We start from the raw sequence: 18,833 nt of genomic DNA on the forward strand, positions 1-18,833 counted from the left end.
GAGCCGCATGACCGTTCTGGATGCCTCTGACACGGCAGCGAAGGCCGAGCAGCCGGCTGAGAAGCCGGCCCCGCCGGCCGGCCCGGCGAAGCCGCGCTTGTCGGAGAACAAGCGGTTGCTGCAGGTCCTCGGCGTCGCGGCGGCGCTGGCCGCGATCGCCGCGCTGGTGTTCGGTTTGCTCTTCGCGTCGGCGATGGGCGACGACGACATCGATCTCGCCGTCGCCCGCGACGCAGCGCTCATCGACGCCCAGCAGGCGGCGGTCGTCATCAACACCTACGACAGCGCCGACCCCAAGGCCGTCGTCGACCGGTGGCTGACGGTGGCGGGCGGTTCGTTCGCCGAGGAGCTCGCCACCCGGCGGGCCGCGGCCGAGAAGCGCGTCACCGACCTGAAGTGGACCACGACGGTCGAGGTGAAGAGTGCCGCCGTCTCCGAGCTCAACCTGCACGCCGGCACCGCGCAGGTGATCGTCGGGATCGACATGAAGGCCAAGCCGCTCGCGGGCGGCGAGGAAGGGCTGCTCCGGTACCGGATGGAGATGGAGATGGTCCGCACCGACGCCGGCTGGAAGGCGAGCCGCTTCGCGCTCGTCGGCACGCCGACGGCCGGCTGAGACCCGCTCACATCCATCGAGGAGGTGCCCGCCATGCCCACCACGCCGCCACGCCCACGAGGGCCGCGTACCCGCACGACGGGGATCCGCAGGCCGCGGGTCGCCGGAACGCCCGCTGTGCACGACCCCGCTGTGAATGACACAGCCGTCGGCAGCAAGCCGGCCGACGACGCCGCTGCTGATGCTGTTAGCGCTGCCGACACGACGGTGGCGCGCGTCGCCGTCGTCGAGGACGAGAAGCCCAAGGTGGCGCTGGACAAGCCGTCCGGCAAGTCGGCAGCTGTGAACAAGGCCCCTGCGAAGAAGGCCCCGGCGAAGCGTGAGAACGCCGGCGCGGGCGACAGCGGGAGCACCGCGACACCGGCGTGGCTGCCCGACTGGTTGCGGAGCGCGGCCGTGCCCGTGCTCGTCGGCGCCATCGTCGTCTTCACGGGCCTCGCGGTGTTCTTCGGGATCGCCGCGGCCGAGCGGCGCGGTACCCCGGCCGCGGCGAACACCGCGCTCGTCGATCCGCCCGCGACGGCGCAGGTCTCCGGCGAGCTGAGCGACGCGCTGGTGAGCGTCTACTCCTACGACTTCGCCCGCCTCGACGAGAACGAGAAGGCTGCGCTCGCGGTCTCCACCCCGGCGTACGCGGAGAAGTACAAGCAGGTCTTCGGCGTGATCCGGGAGCAGGCCCCGAAGCTGCAGGCCGTGATGAGCGCGGTGGTCCGGAAGGCCGCGGTGCAGAGCATCGAGGGCGACCGCGCGGTGCTCGTGGCGTTCATCGACCAGCGCGGCACCCGCGTCGCGGAGGGCGGCAAGGCGGACGAGACGTCCGCGTCGGGCCGCGTCGAGGTGATCGGCGAGCGGGTCGACGGCAAGTGGAAGGTCGCCGACGTCATCGTGGAATGACGGGCGCGGGCGAACCCGCGTGCGAACGCCGCAGGTCGTGCCGTATCGTTGTTCGAGGTTCCACCGAAGACCGCAGGTCCGCGCCTGTCGTGAGCGATCACGTCGAGCGTGCGAAGGCTCCGCTGAAGCGGACGGCCCGCGCAGGAGGACGAGGTAGTTGTCGAGGCGCGCCCGTGGTGCGCCCTGAACGCCCCGTGCGCTTCTGCGCCGGGGCGTTGTCGCTTCTCTGGGTTCCTTCCTCCTGAGGTCGTCGCCGTGGGTCCGTCACGACGGAAACCCGACAACCGAGAGGAGGCAAGGGATGGCCCGACCCGACAAGGTCGAAGCGGTCGAAGAGATCGCCGAGAAGTTCCGGGGCGCGTCCGCCTCGGTGGTCACCGAGTACCGCGGCCTCACCATGTCCCAGCTGACGACCCTGCGTCGTTCGCTCGGCGATGGCGCGTCGTACCGCGTCGCCAAGAACACGCTGGTCAAGCGGGCAGCCGAGGACGCAGGCATGAACGGCCTCGAGCAGCTGCTCGTCGGCCCGACCGCCATCGCGTTCATTACCGGCGAGCCGGTCGACGCCGCGAAGGCGCTGCGCGACTTCGCCAAGGACAACAAGGCCCTGGTGATCAAGGGCGGCTTCATGGACGGTCGCGCGCTGACCGTCGCCGAGGTCAACCAGCTCGCCGACCTCGAGTCGCGCGAGGTGCTGCTGTCCAAGCTGGCCGGCGCGATGAAGGGGACCATGGCCAAGGCCGCCGGTCTCTTCGCCGCACCGGCGTCGCAGGTCGCCCGCCTCGCGCAGGCGCTGGCCGACAAGCGTGCCGCCGAAGGTGGCGAGGCTGCGCCTGCCGCCGACACCGCCGCCGACACCACCGAGGCTCCGGCTGAAGACGCCGAGAGCTGACCACCACCCCCTGCGTTAGCAAGTACTAGAGAGGACGCCACCATGGCGAAGCTGTCCACCGACGAGCTGCTCGAGGCCTTCAAGGACCTCACCCTGATCGAGCTGTCGGAGTTCGTGAAGAAGTTCGAGGAGACCTTCGACGTCACCGCGGCCGCCCCGGTCGCCGTCGCCGCCCCCGGCGCTGCGCCCGCCGCCGCCGAGGCCCCGGAGGAGAAGGACGAGTTCAACGTCGTCCTCGAGGCTGCCGGCGACAAGAAGATCCAGGTCATCAAGGTCGTCCGCGAGCTCGTCTCGGGCCTGGGCCTGAAGGAGGCGAAGGACCTCGTCGAGGCCGCCCCGAAGCCCATCCTCGAGGGTGTCGCCAAGGACGCGGCCGAGGCCGCGAAGACCAAGCTCGAAGACGCCGGCGCGAAGGTCAGCCTCAGCTGACACCAGCACCAGCAGCCGAACGGCACCTCGCCCACGCACGTGGGCGCAGGTGCCGTTCGTCGTTCGGGGGTTGCCCGTCTGCAACACACACCTCTGCGAGGTCGCCGCTGCCGGCCTCGACCAGCCTGTGGACGCGGCCGGGAGGGCAGGAAAGCCACTTTCCGGCCCCCACAGGGCAGGAAAGCCACTTTCCTGCCCTCGCACACGGCCGGTCCTGGCTCGCGGTCGGCCGTCGGTCGCAGCAGCCACCGCCACCCGCACGCCACGAGCACACCCGGCGGGCAAGTGCCAGCCAGCGGGGCCTACGCCGGCCCCGGTGCCTGGAAAGCCACTTTCAGGACGCGTGGCGCCGGGAAAGTGACTTTCCAGACAACGCGTGCGGAACGCACACATCCCGCCCCCATCCGCGTGTGTCCAGTGTCACGACCGGGGCATGGAAGGCCGGCAGAACCCCCTGCGTTGTGGTCTACGTGACCGTCGAGCGCGCTCTGAACCCCTGACGAGTGACTTCGGCGACACGGTTTACCCCCGACGGGCGGTCGCCCGAACGGGTTGAGGACGCTCGGCGTGAGCAGGGAAGACCTGTTCATGCACAGTTCACGGCCGGTCATCCCGCAAAACAGACCACTTACCGACGCGTAGAGTCTTGACTCGGTGCGTCAGTCAGGTCACTCTTAGGTCTCGATGGTTGCCTTGGTGACCTGTCTCGACAGCCGCTGCATTTGCAGCTAGACTGCCTCTTTGCGCTGCCTCCGTCCAGCTTCGCGCGCGCTCAGAGGGCTCCCCACCGCAGGGATCTCGCTCGGTGTTTGCGTGGCTGGTCGGCGGCCGTGCCCTGACAACAGACGGCGTGCACCGCAAGCGTCACCGTGGGCCACTCCGACCCGGACCTCCCGCCTGGGTCGGTCGAGCAAACGGTAGCGCGCGAGGCGTGGTGCTCGCCAGATGAGAGCGCAGTTCCGGAAGGACGCATCTTGGCTTCGTCCCGCGCCACCACGACTCCCGCGACCTCCGTCTCGGCCAACCCGAGCTTTCCCGGCGCACCGACCCGGGTGACCTTCGCGAAGATCCGCGAGCCGCTCGAGGTTCCCGACCTACTCGACCTGCAGACCCAGTCGTTCGAATGGCTGGTCGGCGACGAGGCATGGTTCCAGCGTCGGATCGACGCCGGCGACGAGAACCCGGTCGGCGGTCTCGAGGAGATCCTCGCCGAGATCTCGCCGATCGAGGACTTCTCCGGCTCGATGTCCCTCTCGTTCTCCGACCCCCGTTTCGACGAGGTCAAGGCGAGCGTCGAGGAGTGCCGCGACAAGGACATGACCTACGGCGCCCCGCTGTTCGTCACCGCGGAGTTCACCAACAACACCACCGGTGAGATCAAGAGCCAGACGGTCTTCATGGGCGACTTCCCCGTGATGACCGACAAGGGCACCTTCATCATCAACGGCACCGAGCGTGTCGTGGTCTCGCAGCTGGTCCGCTCGCCGGGCGTGTACTTCGCGCACGACATCGACAAGACCACCGAGAAGGACGTCTACTCGGTGCGGGTCATCCCGAGCCGCGGCGCGTGGCTCGAGTTCGACGTCGACAAGCGCGACACCGTCGGTGTGCGCATCGACCGCAAGCGCCGCCAGCCCGTCACGGTGCTGCTGAAGGCGCTCGGCTGGACGAACGAGCAGATCTCGGCCCGCTTCGGGTTCTCCGAGACGATGCTCGCGACGCTGGAGAAGGACCACACCGCCGGGCAGGACGAGGCGCTGCTCGACATCTACCGCAAGCTGCGCCCGGGCGAACCGCCCACCCGCGAGAGCGCGCAGACGCTCCTGGAGAACCTGTTCTTCAAGGACAAGCGCTACGACCTCGCCAAGGTGGGCCGCTACAAGGCCAACAAGAAGCTCGGTCTGAAGATCGACCCGAAGACCGGGACGCTGACCGAGGACGACATCGCCACCGCCATCGAGTACCTCGTGCGCCTGCACGCGGGCGACACGATGATGACGGCCGGCGAGGGCGAGAACGCCGTCGAGATCCCGGTCGAGACCGACGACATCGACCACTTCGGCAACCGGCGCATCCGCACGGTCGGCGAGCTGATCCAGAACCAGGTCCGCGTCGGTCTGTCCCGCATGGAGCGGGTCGTCCGCGAGCGCATGACCACCCAGGACGTCGAGGCGATCACGCCGCAGACCCTGATCAACATCCGCCCGGTCGTGGCGGCGATCAAGGAGTTCTTCGGCACGTCGCAGCTGTCGCAGTTCATGGACCAGCACAACCCGCTGGCCGGTCTGACGCACAAGCGCAGGCTGAACGCCCTCGGCCCCGGTGGTCTGTCCCGCGAGCGGGCCGGCTTCGAGGTCCGCGACGTGCACACGAGCCACTACGGCCGCATGTGCCCGATCGAGACCCCTGAAGGCCCGAACATCGGCCTGATCGGCAACCTGGCGAGCTTCGCGCAGGTGAACCCGTTCGGCTTCCTGCAGACCCCGTACCGCAAGGTCGTGGACAGCCGGGCGACCGACCAGATCGACTACCTCACGGCCGACGAGGAAGACCGCTTCATCATCGCGCAGGCCAGCGAGCCGCTCGACGACGACGGCAACTTCACCGCCGAGCGCGTGCTGGTCCGCCGCAAGGGCGGCGAGCCCGACCTGGTCTCGCCGAACATCGTCGAGTACATGGACGTCTCGCCGCGGCAGATGGTGTCCGTCGCGACCGCGATGATCCCGTTCCTCGAGCACGACGACGCGAACCGCGCGCTCATGGGCGCGAACATGCAGCGTCAGGCCGTCCCGCTGCTCCGCAGCGAGTCGCCGCTGGTCGGCACCGGTATGGAGCTGCGTGCCGCGGTCGACGCCGGCGACGTCGTCGTCGCGGAGAAGGCCGGCATCGTCGAGGAGCTGTGCGCCGACTTCATCACGGTGATGGCCGACGACGGCACCCGCCAGACCTACCGGCTGTACAAGTTCCGCCGCAGCAACCAGGGCACGTGCATCAACCAGAAGCCGATCGTGGCCGAGGGCGCGCGCGTCGAGCAGGGCCAGGTGCTCGCCGACGGGCCGTGCACCGAGGACGGCGAGATGGCCCTGGGCAAGAACCTGCTCGTGGCGATCATGCCGTGGGAGGGCCACAACTACGAGGACGCGATCATCCTCTCGCAGCGTCTCGTGCAGGACGACGTGCTGACGTCGATCCACATCGAGGAGCACGAGATCGACGCCCGCGACACCAAGCTGGGCGCCGAGGAGATCACGAGGGACATCCCGAACGTCTCGGAGGAGGTCCTCGCCGACCTCGACGAGCGCGGCATCATCCGGATCGGTGCCGAGGTCCAGCCGGGCGACATCCTGGTCGGCAAGGTCACGCCCAAGGGTGAGACGGAGCTGACCCCGGAGGAGCGCCTGCTCCGCGCGATCTTCGGTGAGAAGGCGCGCGAGGTGCGCGACACCTCGCTGAAGGTGCCGCACGGCGAGACGGGCAAGGTCATCGGGATCCGCGTGTTCTCCCGCGACGACGAGGACGAGCTGGCGCCCGGCGTCAACGAGCTGGTCCGCGTCTACGTGGCGCAGAAGCGCAAGATCCAGGACGGCGACAAGCTCGCCGGCCGCCACGGCAACAAGGGTGTCATCGGCAAGATCCTCCCGGCGGAGGACATGCCGTTCCTGCCGGACGGCACCCCCGTCGACATCATCCTGAACACCCACGGTGTCCCGCGTCGTATGAACATCGGCCAGGTGCTGGAGACCCACCTCGGGTGGATCGCCAAGACCGGCTGGGACATCGAAGGCAATCCGGAGTGGGCGTCGAAGATGCCGGAGGAGCTGTACGCGGCTCCCGCCGGCACGAAGACCGCCACCCCCGTCTTCGACGGTGCCAAGGAGCACGAGATCACCGGGCTGCTCGGCTCGACGTTGCCCAACCGCGACGGCGAGCGGATGGTCAAGGCCGACGGGAAGGCCCAGCTGTTCGACGGGCGTTCCGGCGAGCCGTACCCGTTCCCGGTGTCGGTCGGCTACATGTACATCCTGAAGCTGGCCCACCTCGTGGACGACAAGATCCACGCACGGTCCACCGGTCCGTACTCGATGATCACGCAGCAGCCCCTGGGCGGTAAGGCCCAGTTCGGTGGCCAGCGGTTCGGCGAGATGGAGTGCTGGGCGATGCAGGCCTACGGCGCGGCTTACACGCTGCAGGAGCTGCTGACGATCAAGTCCGACGACGTCGTGGGCCGCGTGAAGGTCTACGAGGCGATCGTCAAGGGCGAGAACATCCCCGAGCCAGGCATTCCGGAGTCGTTCAAGGTGCTCCTCAAGGAGCTCCAGTCGCTGTGCCTGAACGTCGAGGTGCTCTCGAGCGACGGCGCGGCGATCGAGATGCGCGACACCGACGACGAGGACCTCGAGCGGGCCGCGGCGAACCTGGGCATCAACCTGTCCAGCCGCCCCGGAGCCGACTCGATGACCGTCGACGACGTCGTCAACTGATCCCCGCCGGCAGATAACGAAGGAACTGAGGACACTCGTGCTCGACGTCAACTTCTTCGACGAACTGCGTATCGGCCTCGCCACAGCGGAGGACATCCGCCAGTGGTCCCACGGCGAGGTGAAGAAGCCCGAGACCATCAACTACCGCACGCTCAAGCCGGAGAAGGACGGGCTCTTCTGCGAGAAGATCTTCGGTCCGACCCGCGACTGGGAGTGCTACTGCGGCAAGTACAAGCGCGTCCGGTTCAAGGGGATCATCTGCGAGCGCTGTGGCGTCGAGGTCACGCGCGCCAAGGTCCGCCGTGAGCGGATGGGCCACATCGAGCTGGCCGCCCCGGTCACGCACATCTGGTACTTCAAGGGTGTGCCCAGCCGGCTCGGCTACCTGCTCGACCTGGCGCCCAAGGACCTCGAGAAGATCATCTACTTCGCGGCCTACGTGATCACGTCGGTCAACAAGGAGCTGCGCCACACCGACCTGTCCACGCTCGAGAACGAGATGAGCGTGGAGCGCAAGCGGGTCGAGAACCGCCGCGACACCGACCTGGAGGCCCGGGCGCAGAAGCTCGAGGCCGACATCGCCGAGCTCGAGGCCGAGGGTGCCAAGAGCGACGTCCGGCGCAAGGTCAAGGAGGGCGGCGAGCGCGAGATGCGCCAGCTCCGCGACCGGGCGCAGCGCGAGCTCGACCGGCTCGAGGAGATCTGGAGCACCTTCTCCAAGCTCGACGTCCAGCAGCTGATCGCCGACGAGGGGCTCTACCGCGAGCTCTACGACCGCTACGGCGACTACTTCACCGGGTCCATGGGCGCCGAGGCGATCCAGACCCTGCTGCAGAACTTCGACATCCCGGCCGAGGCCGAGAACCTCCGCGAGACGATCCGCAGCGGCAAGGGGCAGAAGAAGCTCCGCGCGCTCAAGCGGCTCAAGGTCGTCGCGGCGTTCCAGACCACCGGCAACTCGCCGATGGGCATGGTCCTCGACTGCGTCCCGGTGATCCCGCCGGACCTGCGTCCGATGGTGCAGCTCGATGGTGGCCGCTTCGCGACCTCCGACCTGAACGACCTGTACCGCCGCGTGATCAACCGCAACAACCGCCTCAAGAGGCTGATCGACCTCGGCGCGCCCGAGATCATCGTCAACAACGAGAAGCGGATGCTGCAGGAGGCCGTCGACGCGCTGTTCGACAACGGCCGCCGCGGCCGGCCGGTGACCGGGCCGGGCAACCGCCCGCTCAAGTCGCTGTCCGACCTGCTCAAGGGCAAGCAGGGCCGGTTCCGCCAGAACCTGCTCGGCAAGCGCGTCGACTACTCCGGCCGTTCGGTCATCGTCGTCGGCCCGCAGCTCAAGCTGCACCAGTGCGGCCTGCCGAAGCAGATGGCGCTGGAGCTGTTCAAGCCGTTCGTCATGAAGCGGCTGGTCGACCTCAACCACGCGCAGAACATCAAGTCCGCGAAGCGCATGGTCGAGCGTGGCCGCTCGCAGGTGTGGGACGTGCTCGAAGAGGTCATCTCCGAGCACCCGGTGCTGCTCAACCGCGCACCGACCCTGCACCGTCTCGGCATCCAGGCCTTCGAGCCGCAGCTGGTGGAGGGCAAGGCCATCCAGCTGCACCCGCTGGTCTGCGAGGCGTTCAACGCCGACTTCGACGGCGACCAGATGGCGGTCCACCTCCCGCTCTCGGCGGAGGCGCAGTCCGAGGCCCGGGTGCTGATGCTTTCGAGCAACAACATCCTCTCGCCGGCGTCCGGCCGACCGCTCGCGATGCCGCGTCTGGACATGGTCACGGGTCTGTACCACCTGAGCCGTGAGCGCGACGGCGCCGACGGCACGGGCAACGTGTACTCGTCGGTGGCCGAGGCGATCATGGCCTACGACCGCAAGGTGCTGCACCTGCAGGCGCCGATCAAGATCCGGCTCACCGGTGTCGTCCCGCCCGCGGAGGTCTACCCGAGCCTGGTCGAGAAGGGCTGGAACCCCGGCGAGTCCTACCTCGCCGAGACCACCCTCGGGCGCGTGCTCTTCAACGAGCTGCTCCCGCCGGACTACCCGTTCGTCAACGAGATCCTGCCCAAGAAGCGCCAGGCCGCGATCATCAACGACCTGGCCGAGCGGTACTCGATGACCGAGGTCGCGCAGGTGCTCGACCGCCTCAAGGACGCCGGCTTCTACTGGGCCACGCGTTCCGGGGTGACCCTCGCGGTGTCGGACGTCGTCGTGCCTGCCAACAAGCAGCAGATCCTCGACGGCTACGAGGCGAAGGCCGAGCAGGTCAAGAAGCGCTACCAGCGCGGCGCGCTCTCCCACCAGGAGCGCAACGACGAGATGGTCAAGATCTGGACCCAGGCGTCCGAAGAGGTCGCCAAGGCCATGGAGGACAACTTCCCCGAGGACAACCCGATCCCCACGATCGTGAAGTCCGGCGCGGCGGGCAACATGACCCAGGTCCGGCAGCTCGCCGGGATGCGTGGTCTGGTCGCCAACCCGAAGGGTGAGTACATCCCCCGCCCGATCAAGTCCAACTTCCGTGAGGGCCTGTCGGTGCTGGAGTACTTCATCTCCACGCACGGCACCCGGAAGGGTCTGGCCGACACCGCGCTGCGTACGGCGGAGTCGGGCTACCTGACCCGTCGTCTGGTCGACGTGTCGCAGGACGTCATCGTCCGCGAGGTCGACTGCGGCACCGAGCGCAGCATCCCCATGCCGGTCACGGAGGAGACCTCCGACGGCCGCAGGGTGGCGCACCGCTTCATCCGCACGAGCGTGTACGCACGCACGTCGGCCGAGGACGTCACCGGTCCCGACGGCGAGCTGATCGTGGCTCGCGGCGACGACCTGGGCGACCCCGCGCTCGACAGGCTCGTCGAGGCCGGCATCAAGACGATCAAGGTGCGCAGCGCGCTCACCTGCACGTCTGCCACCGGCATCTGCGGCTACTGCTACGGCCGCTCGATGGCCACCGGCAAGCTGGTGGACGTCGGCGAGGCCGTCGGCATCGTCGCGGCGCAGTCGATCGGTGAGCCCGGTACGCAGCTGACGATGCGTACGTTCCACCAGGGTGGTGTGGCCGGCGACGACATCACGACCGGTCTGCCGCGTGTCCAGGAGCTGTTCGAGGCGCGTGTGCCCAAGGGCACCGCACCGATCGCGGACGTCGACGGCACCATCGCGATCGAGGACGGCGACCGCTTCATGAAGATCCTCCTGACGCCGGACGACGGCGGCGAGGAGATCGTCTACGACAAGCTGTCGAAGCGGCAGTGGCTGGCCATGACCACGGTCGACGGCCAGGAGCGTCCGCTCGCCGACGGCGACCACGTGCACGTGGGCCAGCTGCTCCTCGAGGGCACGGCCAACCCGCACGAGGTGCTGCGTGTCATGGGCCCGCGTGAGGTGCAGCTGCACCTCGTGCGTGAGGTGCAGAAGGTGTACCGCACGCAGAGCGTGGACATCCACGACAAGCACATCGAGGTGATCGTCCGGCAGATGCTGCGCCGGGTGACGATCCTCGATTCCGGTTCGACGGAGTTCCTGCCGGGCGCACTCGCCGAGCGGTCCGACTTCGAGACCCAGAACCGGCGTGTTGTCGCCGAGGGCGGCGAGCCCGCCTCCGGCCGTCCGGTGCTCATGGGGATCACGAAGGCCTCGCTGGCCACCGAGTCGTGGCTGTCCGCGGCCTCGTTCCAGGAGACCACCCGGATCCTCACCGATGCCGCGATCAACGGAAAGCGCGACAAGCTCGTCGGGCTCAAGGAGAACGTGATCATCGGAAAGCTGATCCCGGCCGGTACGGGCATCAGCCGCTACCGCAACATCCAGGTCCAGCCCACGGAGGAGGCCCGCGCGGCGGCCTACGCGCTGCCGAGCTACGACGACGGCTACTACAGCCCCGACGTGTTCGGCACCGGCACCGGTGCCGCGGTGCCGTTGGACGACTACGACTTCGGTCGCGACTACCGGTAGGTAGCGCTGCTGGCCGGGCCACGACGGTGGTCCGGCCGGCACCGAAGGCGAGGCCCGAAAGGGGCCGGGTACCGCTCTCCCGTGGCGGTGTCCGGCCCCTTTCGCGTTGTCTCACCGCCGTACGTTCATCAGCCCCAGCCGTCGGGTTGCGCGGGTGATCGAGACGTAGAGGTCGGCCGGGTTGTGCGCCTCGATCCGCTCCGGGTCCACGATCACGACGACGTCGAACTCGAGGCCCTTCGCCGAGACCGGCGTGTGCACCTGCGCGGCCGTTCCGCTCAGGTCGGGAAGACCGGCCGGGTCTGGCGCGATCACGGCGAGCGTGCCTCGGCCCAGCGCGGCGGCTTCTTCATCGACGGCCGCATGCAGCGCGTCGCCGAGCGCCTCAGGGGCGACCGTTCGCTGCCACGGGTGCTCGCCCGTCGCCCGCACCGACTCCGGTGGTGTGCGATCCGGCGCGAACCGCGCCAGCACCTCCGCGGCGAGATCCATGATCTCGGTGGGTGTCCGGTAGTTGACCGTGAGCGTGCGGTACGTCCACCGGTCGCCGAGGTGCGGCGCGAGCACGTCGTCCCAGGTGTGCGCGCCGGCCGCGGCGCTGCGCTGCGCGAGGTCGCCGACCGCGGTGACCGACCTCGACGGGCAGCGCCGCATCAGCACGTGCCAGTCCATGGCCGAGAGCTCCTGCGCCTCGTCGACGACGAGGTGCCCGTAGCGCCAGTCGCGGTCGGCCGCCGCTCGCTCCGCGACGCTCATCAGGCTGTCCGGCGTCTGGCGCTCGGCGAGCAGGTCGGCGGTGACGAAGTCGCTCGCGCGCAGCTCGTCGGGGTCCTCCCCGGCGAGGTCGCGGTCGGCGGCGTCGAGGCTCGCCAGCACGTCGGCGGCGTACCGGCGGTCCGGCCCGGTGCCCTCCTGCGCCGCCTGCACCGGCCCGAGCAGCTCGGCCAGCTCGTCGAGCAGCGGTGCGTCCGCCACGGTCCAGCTGCCACCCTCGCGGTGCAGGGCGGCGACGTCGATGTCACCACCCGCGGTCGCGAGGCGCGCCGGCGACCCGTACAGGTCGGCGAGCGCCCTTTCAGGGGTGAGCCGTGGCCAGAGCCGTTCGACAGTTGCGTGGAAATCAGGGTGCGCGCGCAGGTCTTCACGCACCTCGGCGCGCAGCTCGGCCGTCACCTGGGCGGCGCCGACCACACCGATCTCGGGCAGATCGCCGAGCTCTTCGAGGATCTCGGCGAGCTCCGGCGGGTCCTCGAGCTCCTTGTTGATGCGCTCGACACCCTGCGAGACGAGCAAGCCGCCGAGCGCGTCGCGGAACGCCGTCCGCGCGGCGTTGTGCAGCAGCCCGGTCGCGCGGGCGCGATCGCGGGCCTCGGCGGCCGTCGCGTCGTCGATCTCGACGGTGACGTCCTCGAGCTCGATCGTGATCGGCGTCCCAGGCAGCTCCTGCCGGTCGGCGACGGCGCGGCGCAACACGTCCAGCATCACGAGGTCGCCCTTCAGCGCGGCGACGCCGTCCGGATCGAGGGCGGTCGCAACCACGCCGTGCCGCAGCCGACCGGGCGTCGTGAACGCCACCGACGACTCGCCCAGCGCGGGGAGCACGCCCCCGACGTACCGGATGAACCCCGCGCTCGGCCCGACGACCAGCACACCCCTGCGCGCCAGCTGCTCGCGGTAGGAATAGAGCAGGTAGGCGACCCGGTGCAGCGCGACGGCGGTCTTGCCCGTCCCGGGGCCGCCCTCGATGACGACCGTGCCGGAGAGCGGCAGCCGGATGATCCCGTCCTGCTCGGCCTGGATCGTGGTCACGATGTCGCGCATCGCCGAACCGCGGGGTGCGTTCAACGCGGCCAGCAATGCCGGATCCGATGCTGATTCGGTACTGGCGGCTACCGCCGTCCCGTCGAACACGTCGTCGTGGAACGTCTCGACGTGTTCGAGCGGCGCTCGGCCCGCGAGCTGGAAATGGCGGCGCACAGCCACGCCGAGCGGCGACGCCAACGTCGCGCAATAGAAAGGACGCGCTGCGGGCGCCCGCCAGTCGGTCAGCGCGCTCTCCCCGTCGGTCGGGTCGGTGAGCCCGATCCGTCCGATGTAGGCGGTCGAGCCGTCGATGTGGTCGAGCCGGCCGAAGCACAGCCCCGACCGGGCCGCGGCCAGCGCGGCTTTGCGCTCCGACCAGCTGTGCACGGAGACGTCACGCTCCCACCGCGCGCTGTACTCGTCGCCCGTCTGAGCAGCGAGCATGCCCCTGGCCTGCGCGGTCGCGAGCTCCAGCTCCGCGGCGAGCAGCGCGTGCAGCCGCTGGATCCGAGCGGTCTCGGCCTCCCGTTCCTGCTCGAACGAGGGCCTTTCCAGACCTTTCTGGGGCGTGCTAGAATTGAGTTGCGTAAGACTGGATTCCGTATCGAAACGCACCCCTCAGAATAACTCCCGGGATAGCGGTCGCGCAAAACCGGTTCGGGTGAACCTGGCGAGCGGCCAGGCTGCCCGTCGGGGGTGCCAGGAAAGTGGCTTTCCTGGCAAGGCGCCCTGCGCGCGCTGCTCGGGCAGCCACCTCGTCCGCAGCGAGGTCGCCACTCAACTCACGATCACCCGCCGCGGCTCGCGCCGCTCAGCCCGGGGTTGGGGGAGGGCAGGAAAGCCACTTTCCGGCCCTCACAGGGCAGGAAAGTGGCTTTCCTGCCCTCGCGTGCGCAACGCACACATCCCGGCCGGCCCACCACCGCCCGTGCCTGGTCTCGGGGTCGCTGGTGCACCCACCCTCGTCCACTGCGGCTACGTGCGTGGCTTTCCTGACGTCCCGTGCCGGCCCGGCGCACGCGAGATGCGGGAGGCACCCTTTCGCCCGGCCCGAGCCGCACTCAGCACGGCCTCATTCCTCGTGGCGGCCGCGGCCATGGCGGACTTTCCTGGCAAGGCACGCGCCACGCCCCTGCGCCCGCTGTCCGCGCACCCCCGCCAGCCGGGCCGGAAGCGAACGAACGGCACTTTCGTCCACTAGGTATGGACGAAAGTGCCGTTCGTTCAGCGACCAGGTGAATCGCTGCAGCTCACCCCGGGGTGCCCTCGCGTGCGCAACGCACACATCCAGGGCTGGCCCCCGCACCCGAGCTCGGGTGGTCGGGCAGGCGGGGCGGGTTGGGGGTGCCGGGAAAGCGGTCGGTCTCGAACCGGTCAGGCCGCGCAGTCGGCGCGCAAGGCGCCGCCCAGCTCCGCCATCGCGTCGTCGGCCTCCTGGAGCATGCCGGCGAAGACGAGGTGGTCGTGCCACATCCCGGGGTCGCGGCGGCACGTGATCGAGCCGCCCGCCTTCTCGACGGCCGCGACGAGCGCGTTGGTGTCGCCCAGCAGGATCTCGTCGGTGCCGACGAACGTGTGGATCGGCGGCAGGCCGGAGAGGTCGGCGTCGAGCGGGGTCAGTTCCGCGCAGCGCTCTGCGCCGCAGTAGGCGCGCACGGCCTCGGCGAGCCAGCGCGGGTCGAGCATCGCGTCGCTGTCGGCGTTGGTCCACAGCTCGGGGAATCGCAGGTCGAGGTCGAGCCACGGGGAGATCAGCCCGATCGAGCCCGGCAGGTCCGCGCCGGCGGCACGCAGCCGCAGCACGAGCGCCATCGCCAGCCCGCCGCCCGCGGAATCTCCGACGACCGCGATGCGTTGTGCTGGATGTCCTGCCTCACGCAGGGCGAGGAAGCAGCGCTCCACGTCGTCGACGGCTGCGGGATAGGGATGCTCCGGCGCGAGCCGGTAGTCCGGAACGTGGACGGGCGCCGAGGCCGCGAGGCTGAGGTGCGCGGCCAGCCCGCGGTGCGACGTCGGTGATCCCACCTGGTAGCCGCCACCGTGCAGGTAGAGCACCTGGTGCGGGCCGGCCGCCTCGCGGGCCGCGACCCGCTCGGTCGGTACTCCGCCGAGAGCGCCACGGCTGCGGCGGGTCCCGCGCGGTGCGAGCACCGTGTAGCCGGTGGCGTCGAGCACCCGGCGTCGAACGGTCACGGGGTAGGAGGGGTTGAGCAGCGGGGCGATGACACCGCGGCTCGCCAGCCGGAGCACCGAGCGCGACACATGCACTACTGAACGGTAAACACTGTGCGCCGGGCGCGAAACGCCCCGAAGGAGGAGTATTCGCACCGAGCACGGGGCCGACCGGGTCGCGATGAACGGATGCCCGGGTGCGGCGAGCGGGCGAGTCCTCTTGCGGAGCGCTGGAGCATGCGGCACCCTGCGAGGACCGACCAGCGCCGACGCAGGACCCGTTTTGACCCCCTTTCGAAGGGGCGGGTACCCTGTTGTCTTGCGCCCGACTTCGGTCGGGCCGATCTGCGTGCCTTGCGGGCGCTGGTCGCGCATCCCGCGCTCCATACGGATGCGAGATCGCTCCCGGCACGGCACGCGGGCCCCAGGCTTCCCGCGAGGTCCCCCGACTTCAGCACGGTGTCCCGGGGTGCGACACGCCCGACCTCGGGGGAGGTCGGCTGATGCAGCCGAGCTCCCGCACGAACCAACGAGTACCACCAGAAGAGCACGCCGACGGGAAGAAGCAGACGGTTCATGCCCACGATCCAGCAGCTGGTCCGCAAGGGCCGTCAGGACAAGGACTCCAAGACCAAGACCGCAGCGCTGAAGGGAAGCCCCCAGCGCCGCGGAGTTTGCACTCGCGTGTACACAACCACGCCGAAGAAGCCGAACTCCGCACTGCGCAAGGTCGCTCGCGTCAAGCTTTCCAGCGCGATGGAGATCACCGCTTACATCCCTGGTGAGGGCCACAACCTGCAGGAGCACTCGATCGTCCTGGTCAGGGGCGGACGGGTGAAGGACCTCCCCGGCGTGCGTTACAAGATCGTCCGGGGGTCGCTGGACACCCAGGGTGTGAAGAACCGCAAGCAGGCGCGCAGCAAGTACGGCGCGAAGAAGGAGAAGAGCTGATGCCTCGTAAGGGCCCCGCTCCGAAGCGTCCGCTGGTTTCCGACCCGGTGTACAGCTCGCCGCTGGTCACCCAGCTGGTGAACAAGGTGCTCCAGGACGGCAAGCGCTCGCTGGCCGAGCGCATCGTCTACGCAGCGCTCGAAGGCACGCGTGAGAAGACCGGCACCGACCCGGTCGTCACGCTGAAGCGCGCCATGGACAACGTGAAGCCGGCTCTGGAGGTCAAGAGCCGCCGCGTCGGTGGTGCGACCTACCAGGTGCCGGTCGAGGTCCGCGCGCCCCGGCAGACCACGCTGGCCCTGCGCTGGCTGGTCTCCTACGCCGGGCAGCGCCGCGAGAAGACCATGACCGAGCGCCTGATGAACGAGCTGCTCGATGCGAGCAACGGCCTCGGCGCCAGCGTGAAGCGGCGCGAGGACATGCACAAGATGGCGGAGTCCAACAAGGCCTTCGCCCACTACCGCTGGTGACCGGCCGACCGTCGATCGCCAACCTGTCGAGGGAGAGCTGAAGCAGTGGCAGCACAGGACGTGCTGACGGACCTGACGAGGGTTCGCAACATCGGCATCATGGCGCACATCGACGCCGGCAAGACCACCACCACCGAGCGGATCCTGTACTACACCGGGATCAACTACAAGATCGGTGAGGTGCACGACGGCGCGGCGACGATGGACTGGATGGAGGAGGAGCAGAAGCGCGGCATCACGATCACGTCCGCGGCTACCACCTGCTTCTGGAAAGACCACCAGATCAACATCATCGACACCCCCGGGCACGTCGACTTCACCGTCGAGGTGGAGCGCAACCTGCGGGTGCTCGACGGCGCGGTCGCGGTCTTCGACGGCAAGGAGGGGGTCGAGCCGCAGTCCGAGCAGGTCTGGCGGCAGGCCACCAAGTACGACGTCCCGCGCATCTGCTTCGTCAACAAGATGGACAAGCTCGGCGCGGACTTCTACTTCACCGTGCGGACGATCCAGGATCGCCTCGCGGCCAAGCCGCTGCCCATCCAGCTGCCGATCGGCTCGGAGAACGACTTCATCGGGGTCATCGACCTCGTCGAGATGCGTGCGCTGACCTGGCGCGGTGAGGTCCAGAAGGGCGAGGACTACACCGTCGAGGAGATCCCCGCCGATCTCGCCGAGAAGGCCGCGGAGTACCGCGAGGCGCTCGTCGAGGCCGTCGCGGAGACCGACGACGCGCTGATGGAGGCCTACCTCGGTGGCGAGGAGCTCACCACCGCGCAGATCAAGGCCGGCATCCGGAAGATCGTGACCGACCGCGCCGCCTACCCGGTGCTGTGTGGTTCCGCGTACAAGAACAAGGGCATCCAGCCCATGCTCGACGCGGTCATCGACTACCTGCCGGCGCCGTACGACCTGCCGCCGGTCGAGGGCACGCTGCAGGACGGGGAGACCCCGGCCAGCCGCAAGCCCAGCAAGGACGAGCCGTTCTCGGCGCTCGCCTTCAAGATCGCCGCGCACCCGTTCTACGGCAAGCTGACCTACATCCGGGTCTACTCGGGTCGGGTCGCGGCGGGCGCCCAGGTCATCAACTCGACCAAGGACCGCAAGGAGCGCATCGGGAAGATCTTCCAGATGCACGCCAACAAGGAGAACCCGGTCGACGACGCCATGGTCGGCCACATCTACGCGATCACGGGGCTCAAGGACACCACCACCGGCGAGACGCTCAGCGACCCGCAGGCGCCCATCGTGCTCGAGTCGATGACGTTCCCCGACCCGGTCATCCAGGTTGCGGTCGAGCCGAAGACCAAGGCCGACCAGGAGAAGCTGGGCATCGCGATCCAGCGCCTGGCCGAGGAGGACCCGACGTTCCAGGTCTCCCAGGACGACGAGAGTGGTCAGACCATTCTCGCCGGCATGGGCGAGCTGCACCTCGAGGTGCTCGTCAACCGGATGAAGAGCGACTACAAGGTCGAGGCCAACATCGGCAAGCCGCAGGTGGCTTACCGCGAGACGATCCGCAAGACGGTCGACAAGTACGAGTACACCCACAAGAAGCAGACGGGTGGCTCGGGCCAGTTCGCCCGCGTGATCATCAAGCTGGAGCCGCTCGACACGGCCGACGGCGCGCTCTACGAGTTCGACAACAAGGTCAGCGGTGGCCGCGTCCCCCGGGAGTACATCCCGTCGGTCGACGCCGGTGCGCAGGACGCCATGCAGTACGGCGTCATCGCGGGCTACCCGCTCGTCGGCATCAAGCTGACGCTGCTCGACGGCCAGTACCACGAGGTCGACTCTTCGGAGATGGCGTTCAAGGTGGCCGGCTCGATGGCGCTCAAGGAGGCTGCGCGCAAGGCCGACCCGGCCCTGCTGGAGCCCATGATGGCCGTCGAGGTCACCACTCCCGAGGACTACATGGGAGAGGTGATCGGCGACCTGAACTCCCGCCGTGGCCAGATCCAGGCCATGGAGGAGCGGGCCGGCGCTCGCATCGTCAAGGCGCTCGTCCCGCTGTCCGAGATGTTCGGCTACGTCGGCGACCTCCGGTCGCGGACGCAGGGCCGGGCGAACTACACGATGGTTTTCGACTCGTACGCGGAGGTTCCCACCAACGTGGCGAAGGAAATCATCGCGAAGGCAACGGGCGAGTAAGAGGCTCGGGTCGCGG

Annotated in this window: 11 protein-coding genes; 9 read left to right on the forward strand and 2 right to left on the reverse strand. The window is 69.0% G+C overall.

Going from position 1 to position 18,833, the window contains the following annotated elements:
* Nucleotides 1-7 precede the first annotated feature (7 nt).
* From LL648_RS17955 to LL648_RS17980, 6 genes are all read left to right on the forward strand, one after another.
* Nucleotides 8-616 carry a hypothetical protein gene (locus LL648_RS17955; protein WP_232663741.1) on the forward strand — a complete coding sequence of 203 codons (609 nt, stop codon included), beginning with the start codon at nucleotides 8-10 and terminating at the stop codon, nucleotides 614-616.
* A gap of 132 nt (nucleotides 617-748) precedes the next feature.
* Nucleotides 749-1,510, forward strand: coding sequence for a hypothetical protein (locus LL648_RS17960; RefSeq protein WP_232663742.1), 762 nt, complete (start codon nucleotides 749-751; stop codon nucleotides 1,508-1,510).
* A gap of 301 nt (nucleotides 1,511-1,811) precedes the next feature.
* A complete protein-coding gene (gene rplJ / locus LL648_RS17965; protein WP_232663743.1) occupies nucleotides 1,812-2,402 on the forward strand; it encodes a 50S ribosomal protein L10 in 591 nt (196 codons plus the stop codon).
* A 42-nt stretch (nucleotides 2,403-2,444) separates the two neighbouring features.
* Entirely contained in the window at nucleotides 2,445-2,831 is a 387-nt protein-coding gene (gene rplL, locus LL648_RS17970) for a 50S ribosomal protein L7/L12 (protein WP_232663744.1), read from the forward strand.
* Between the two features lie 974 nt (nucleotides 2,832-3,805).
* Nucleotides 3,806-7,312, forward strand: coding sequence for a DNA-directed RNA polymerase subunit beta (gene rpoB / locus LL648_RS17975; protein ID WP_232663745.1), 3,507 nt, complete (start codon nucleotides 3,806-3,808; stop codon nucleotides 7,310-7,312).
* Between the two features lie 37 nt (nucleotides 7,313-7,349).
* On the forward strand, nucleotides 7,350-11,273 hold the full coding sequence (locus LL648_RS17980) for a DNA-directed RNA polymerase subunit beta' (protein ID WP_232663746.1): 3,924 nt from the start codon (nucleotides 7,350-7,352) through the stop codon (nucleotides 11,271-11,273).
* 111 nt (nucleotides 11,274-11,384) lie between these two features.
* Here the strand turns inward: LL648_RS17980 and LL648_RS17985 are convergent, their stop codons facing one another.
* Nucleotides 11,385-13,691, reverse strand: a complete 2,307-nt coding sequence (locus LL648_RS17985; protein WP_232663747.1) for a helicase — start codon at nucleotides 13,689-13,691, stop codon at nucleotides 11,385-11,387.
* 759 nt (nucleotides 13,692-14,450) lie between these two features.
* The gene (locus LL648_RS17990) at nucleotides 14,451-15,344 is read right to left on the reverse strand and encodes an alpha/beta hydrolase (protein ID WP_232663748.1); all 894 of its coding nucleotides are present in this window, start codon (nucleotides 15,342-15,344) and stop codon (nucleotides 14,451-14,453) included.
* Nucleotides 15,345-15,824: 480 nt separating this feature from the next.
* Between LL648_RS17990 and rpsL the strand changes: the two genes are divergently transcribed.
* The 3 genes from rpsL to fusA are packed head-to-tail and all read left to right on the forward strand — an operon-like array spanning nucleotide 15,825 to nucleotide 18,817.
* A complete protein-coding gene (gene rpsL, locus LL648_RS17995; RefSeq protein WP_232663749.1) occupies nucleotides 15,825-16,199 on the forward strand; it encodes a 30S ribosomal protein S12 in 375 nt (124 codons plus the stop codon).
* Nucleotides 16,199-16,669, forward strand: a complete 471-nt coding sequence (gene rpsG, locus LL648_RS18000) for a 30S ribosomal protein S7 (protein ID WP_232663750.1) — start codon at nucleotides 16,199-16,201, stop codon at nucleotides 16,667-16,669. Before rpsL ends, rpsG begins: the two co-directional genes overlap by 1 nt.
* A 45-nt stretch (nucleotides 16,670-16,714) precedes the next feature.
* Complete coding sequence (gene fusA, locus LL648_RS18005; RefSeq protein ID WP_308190348.1) at nucleotides 16,715-18,817, forward strand: elongation factor G; 2,103 nt, start codon at nucleotides 16,715-16,717, stop codon at nucleotides 18,815-18,817.
* The last annotated feature ends 16 nt before the right edge of the window (nucleotides 18,818-18,833 follow it).

Origin of the sequence: Pseudonocardia sp. TRM90224 (assembly GCF_021245725.1) — a bacterium.
Lineage (GTDB): Bacteria > Actinomycetota > Actinomycetes > Mycobacteriales > Pseudonocardiaceae > Pseudonocardia.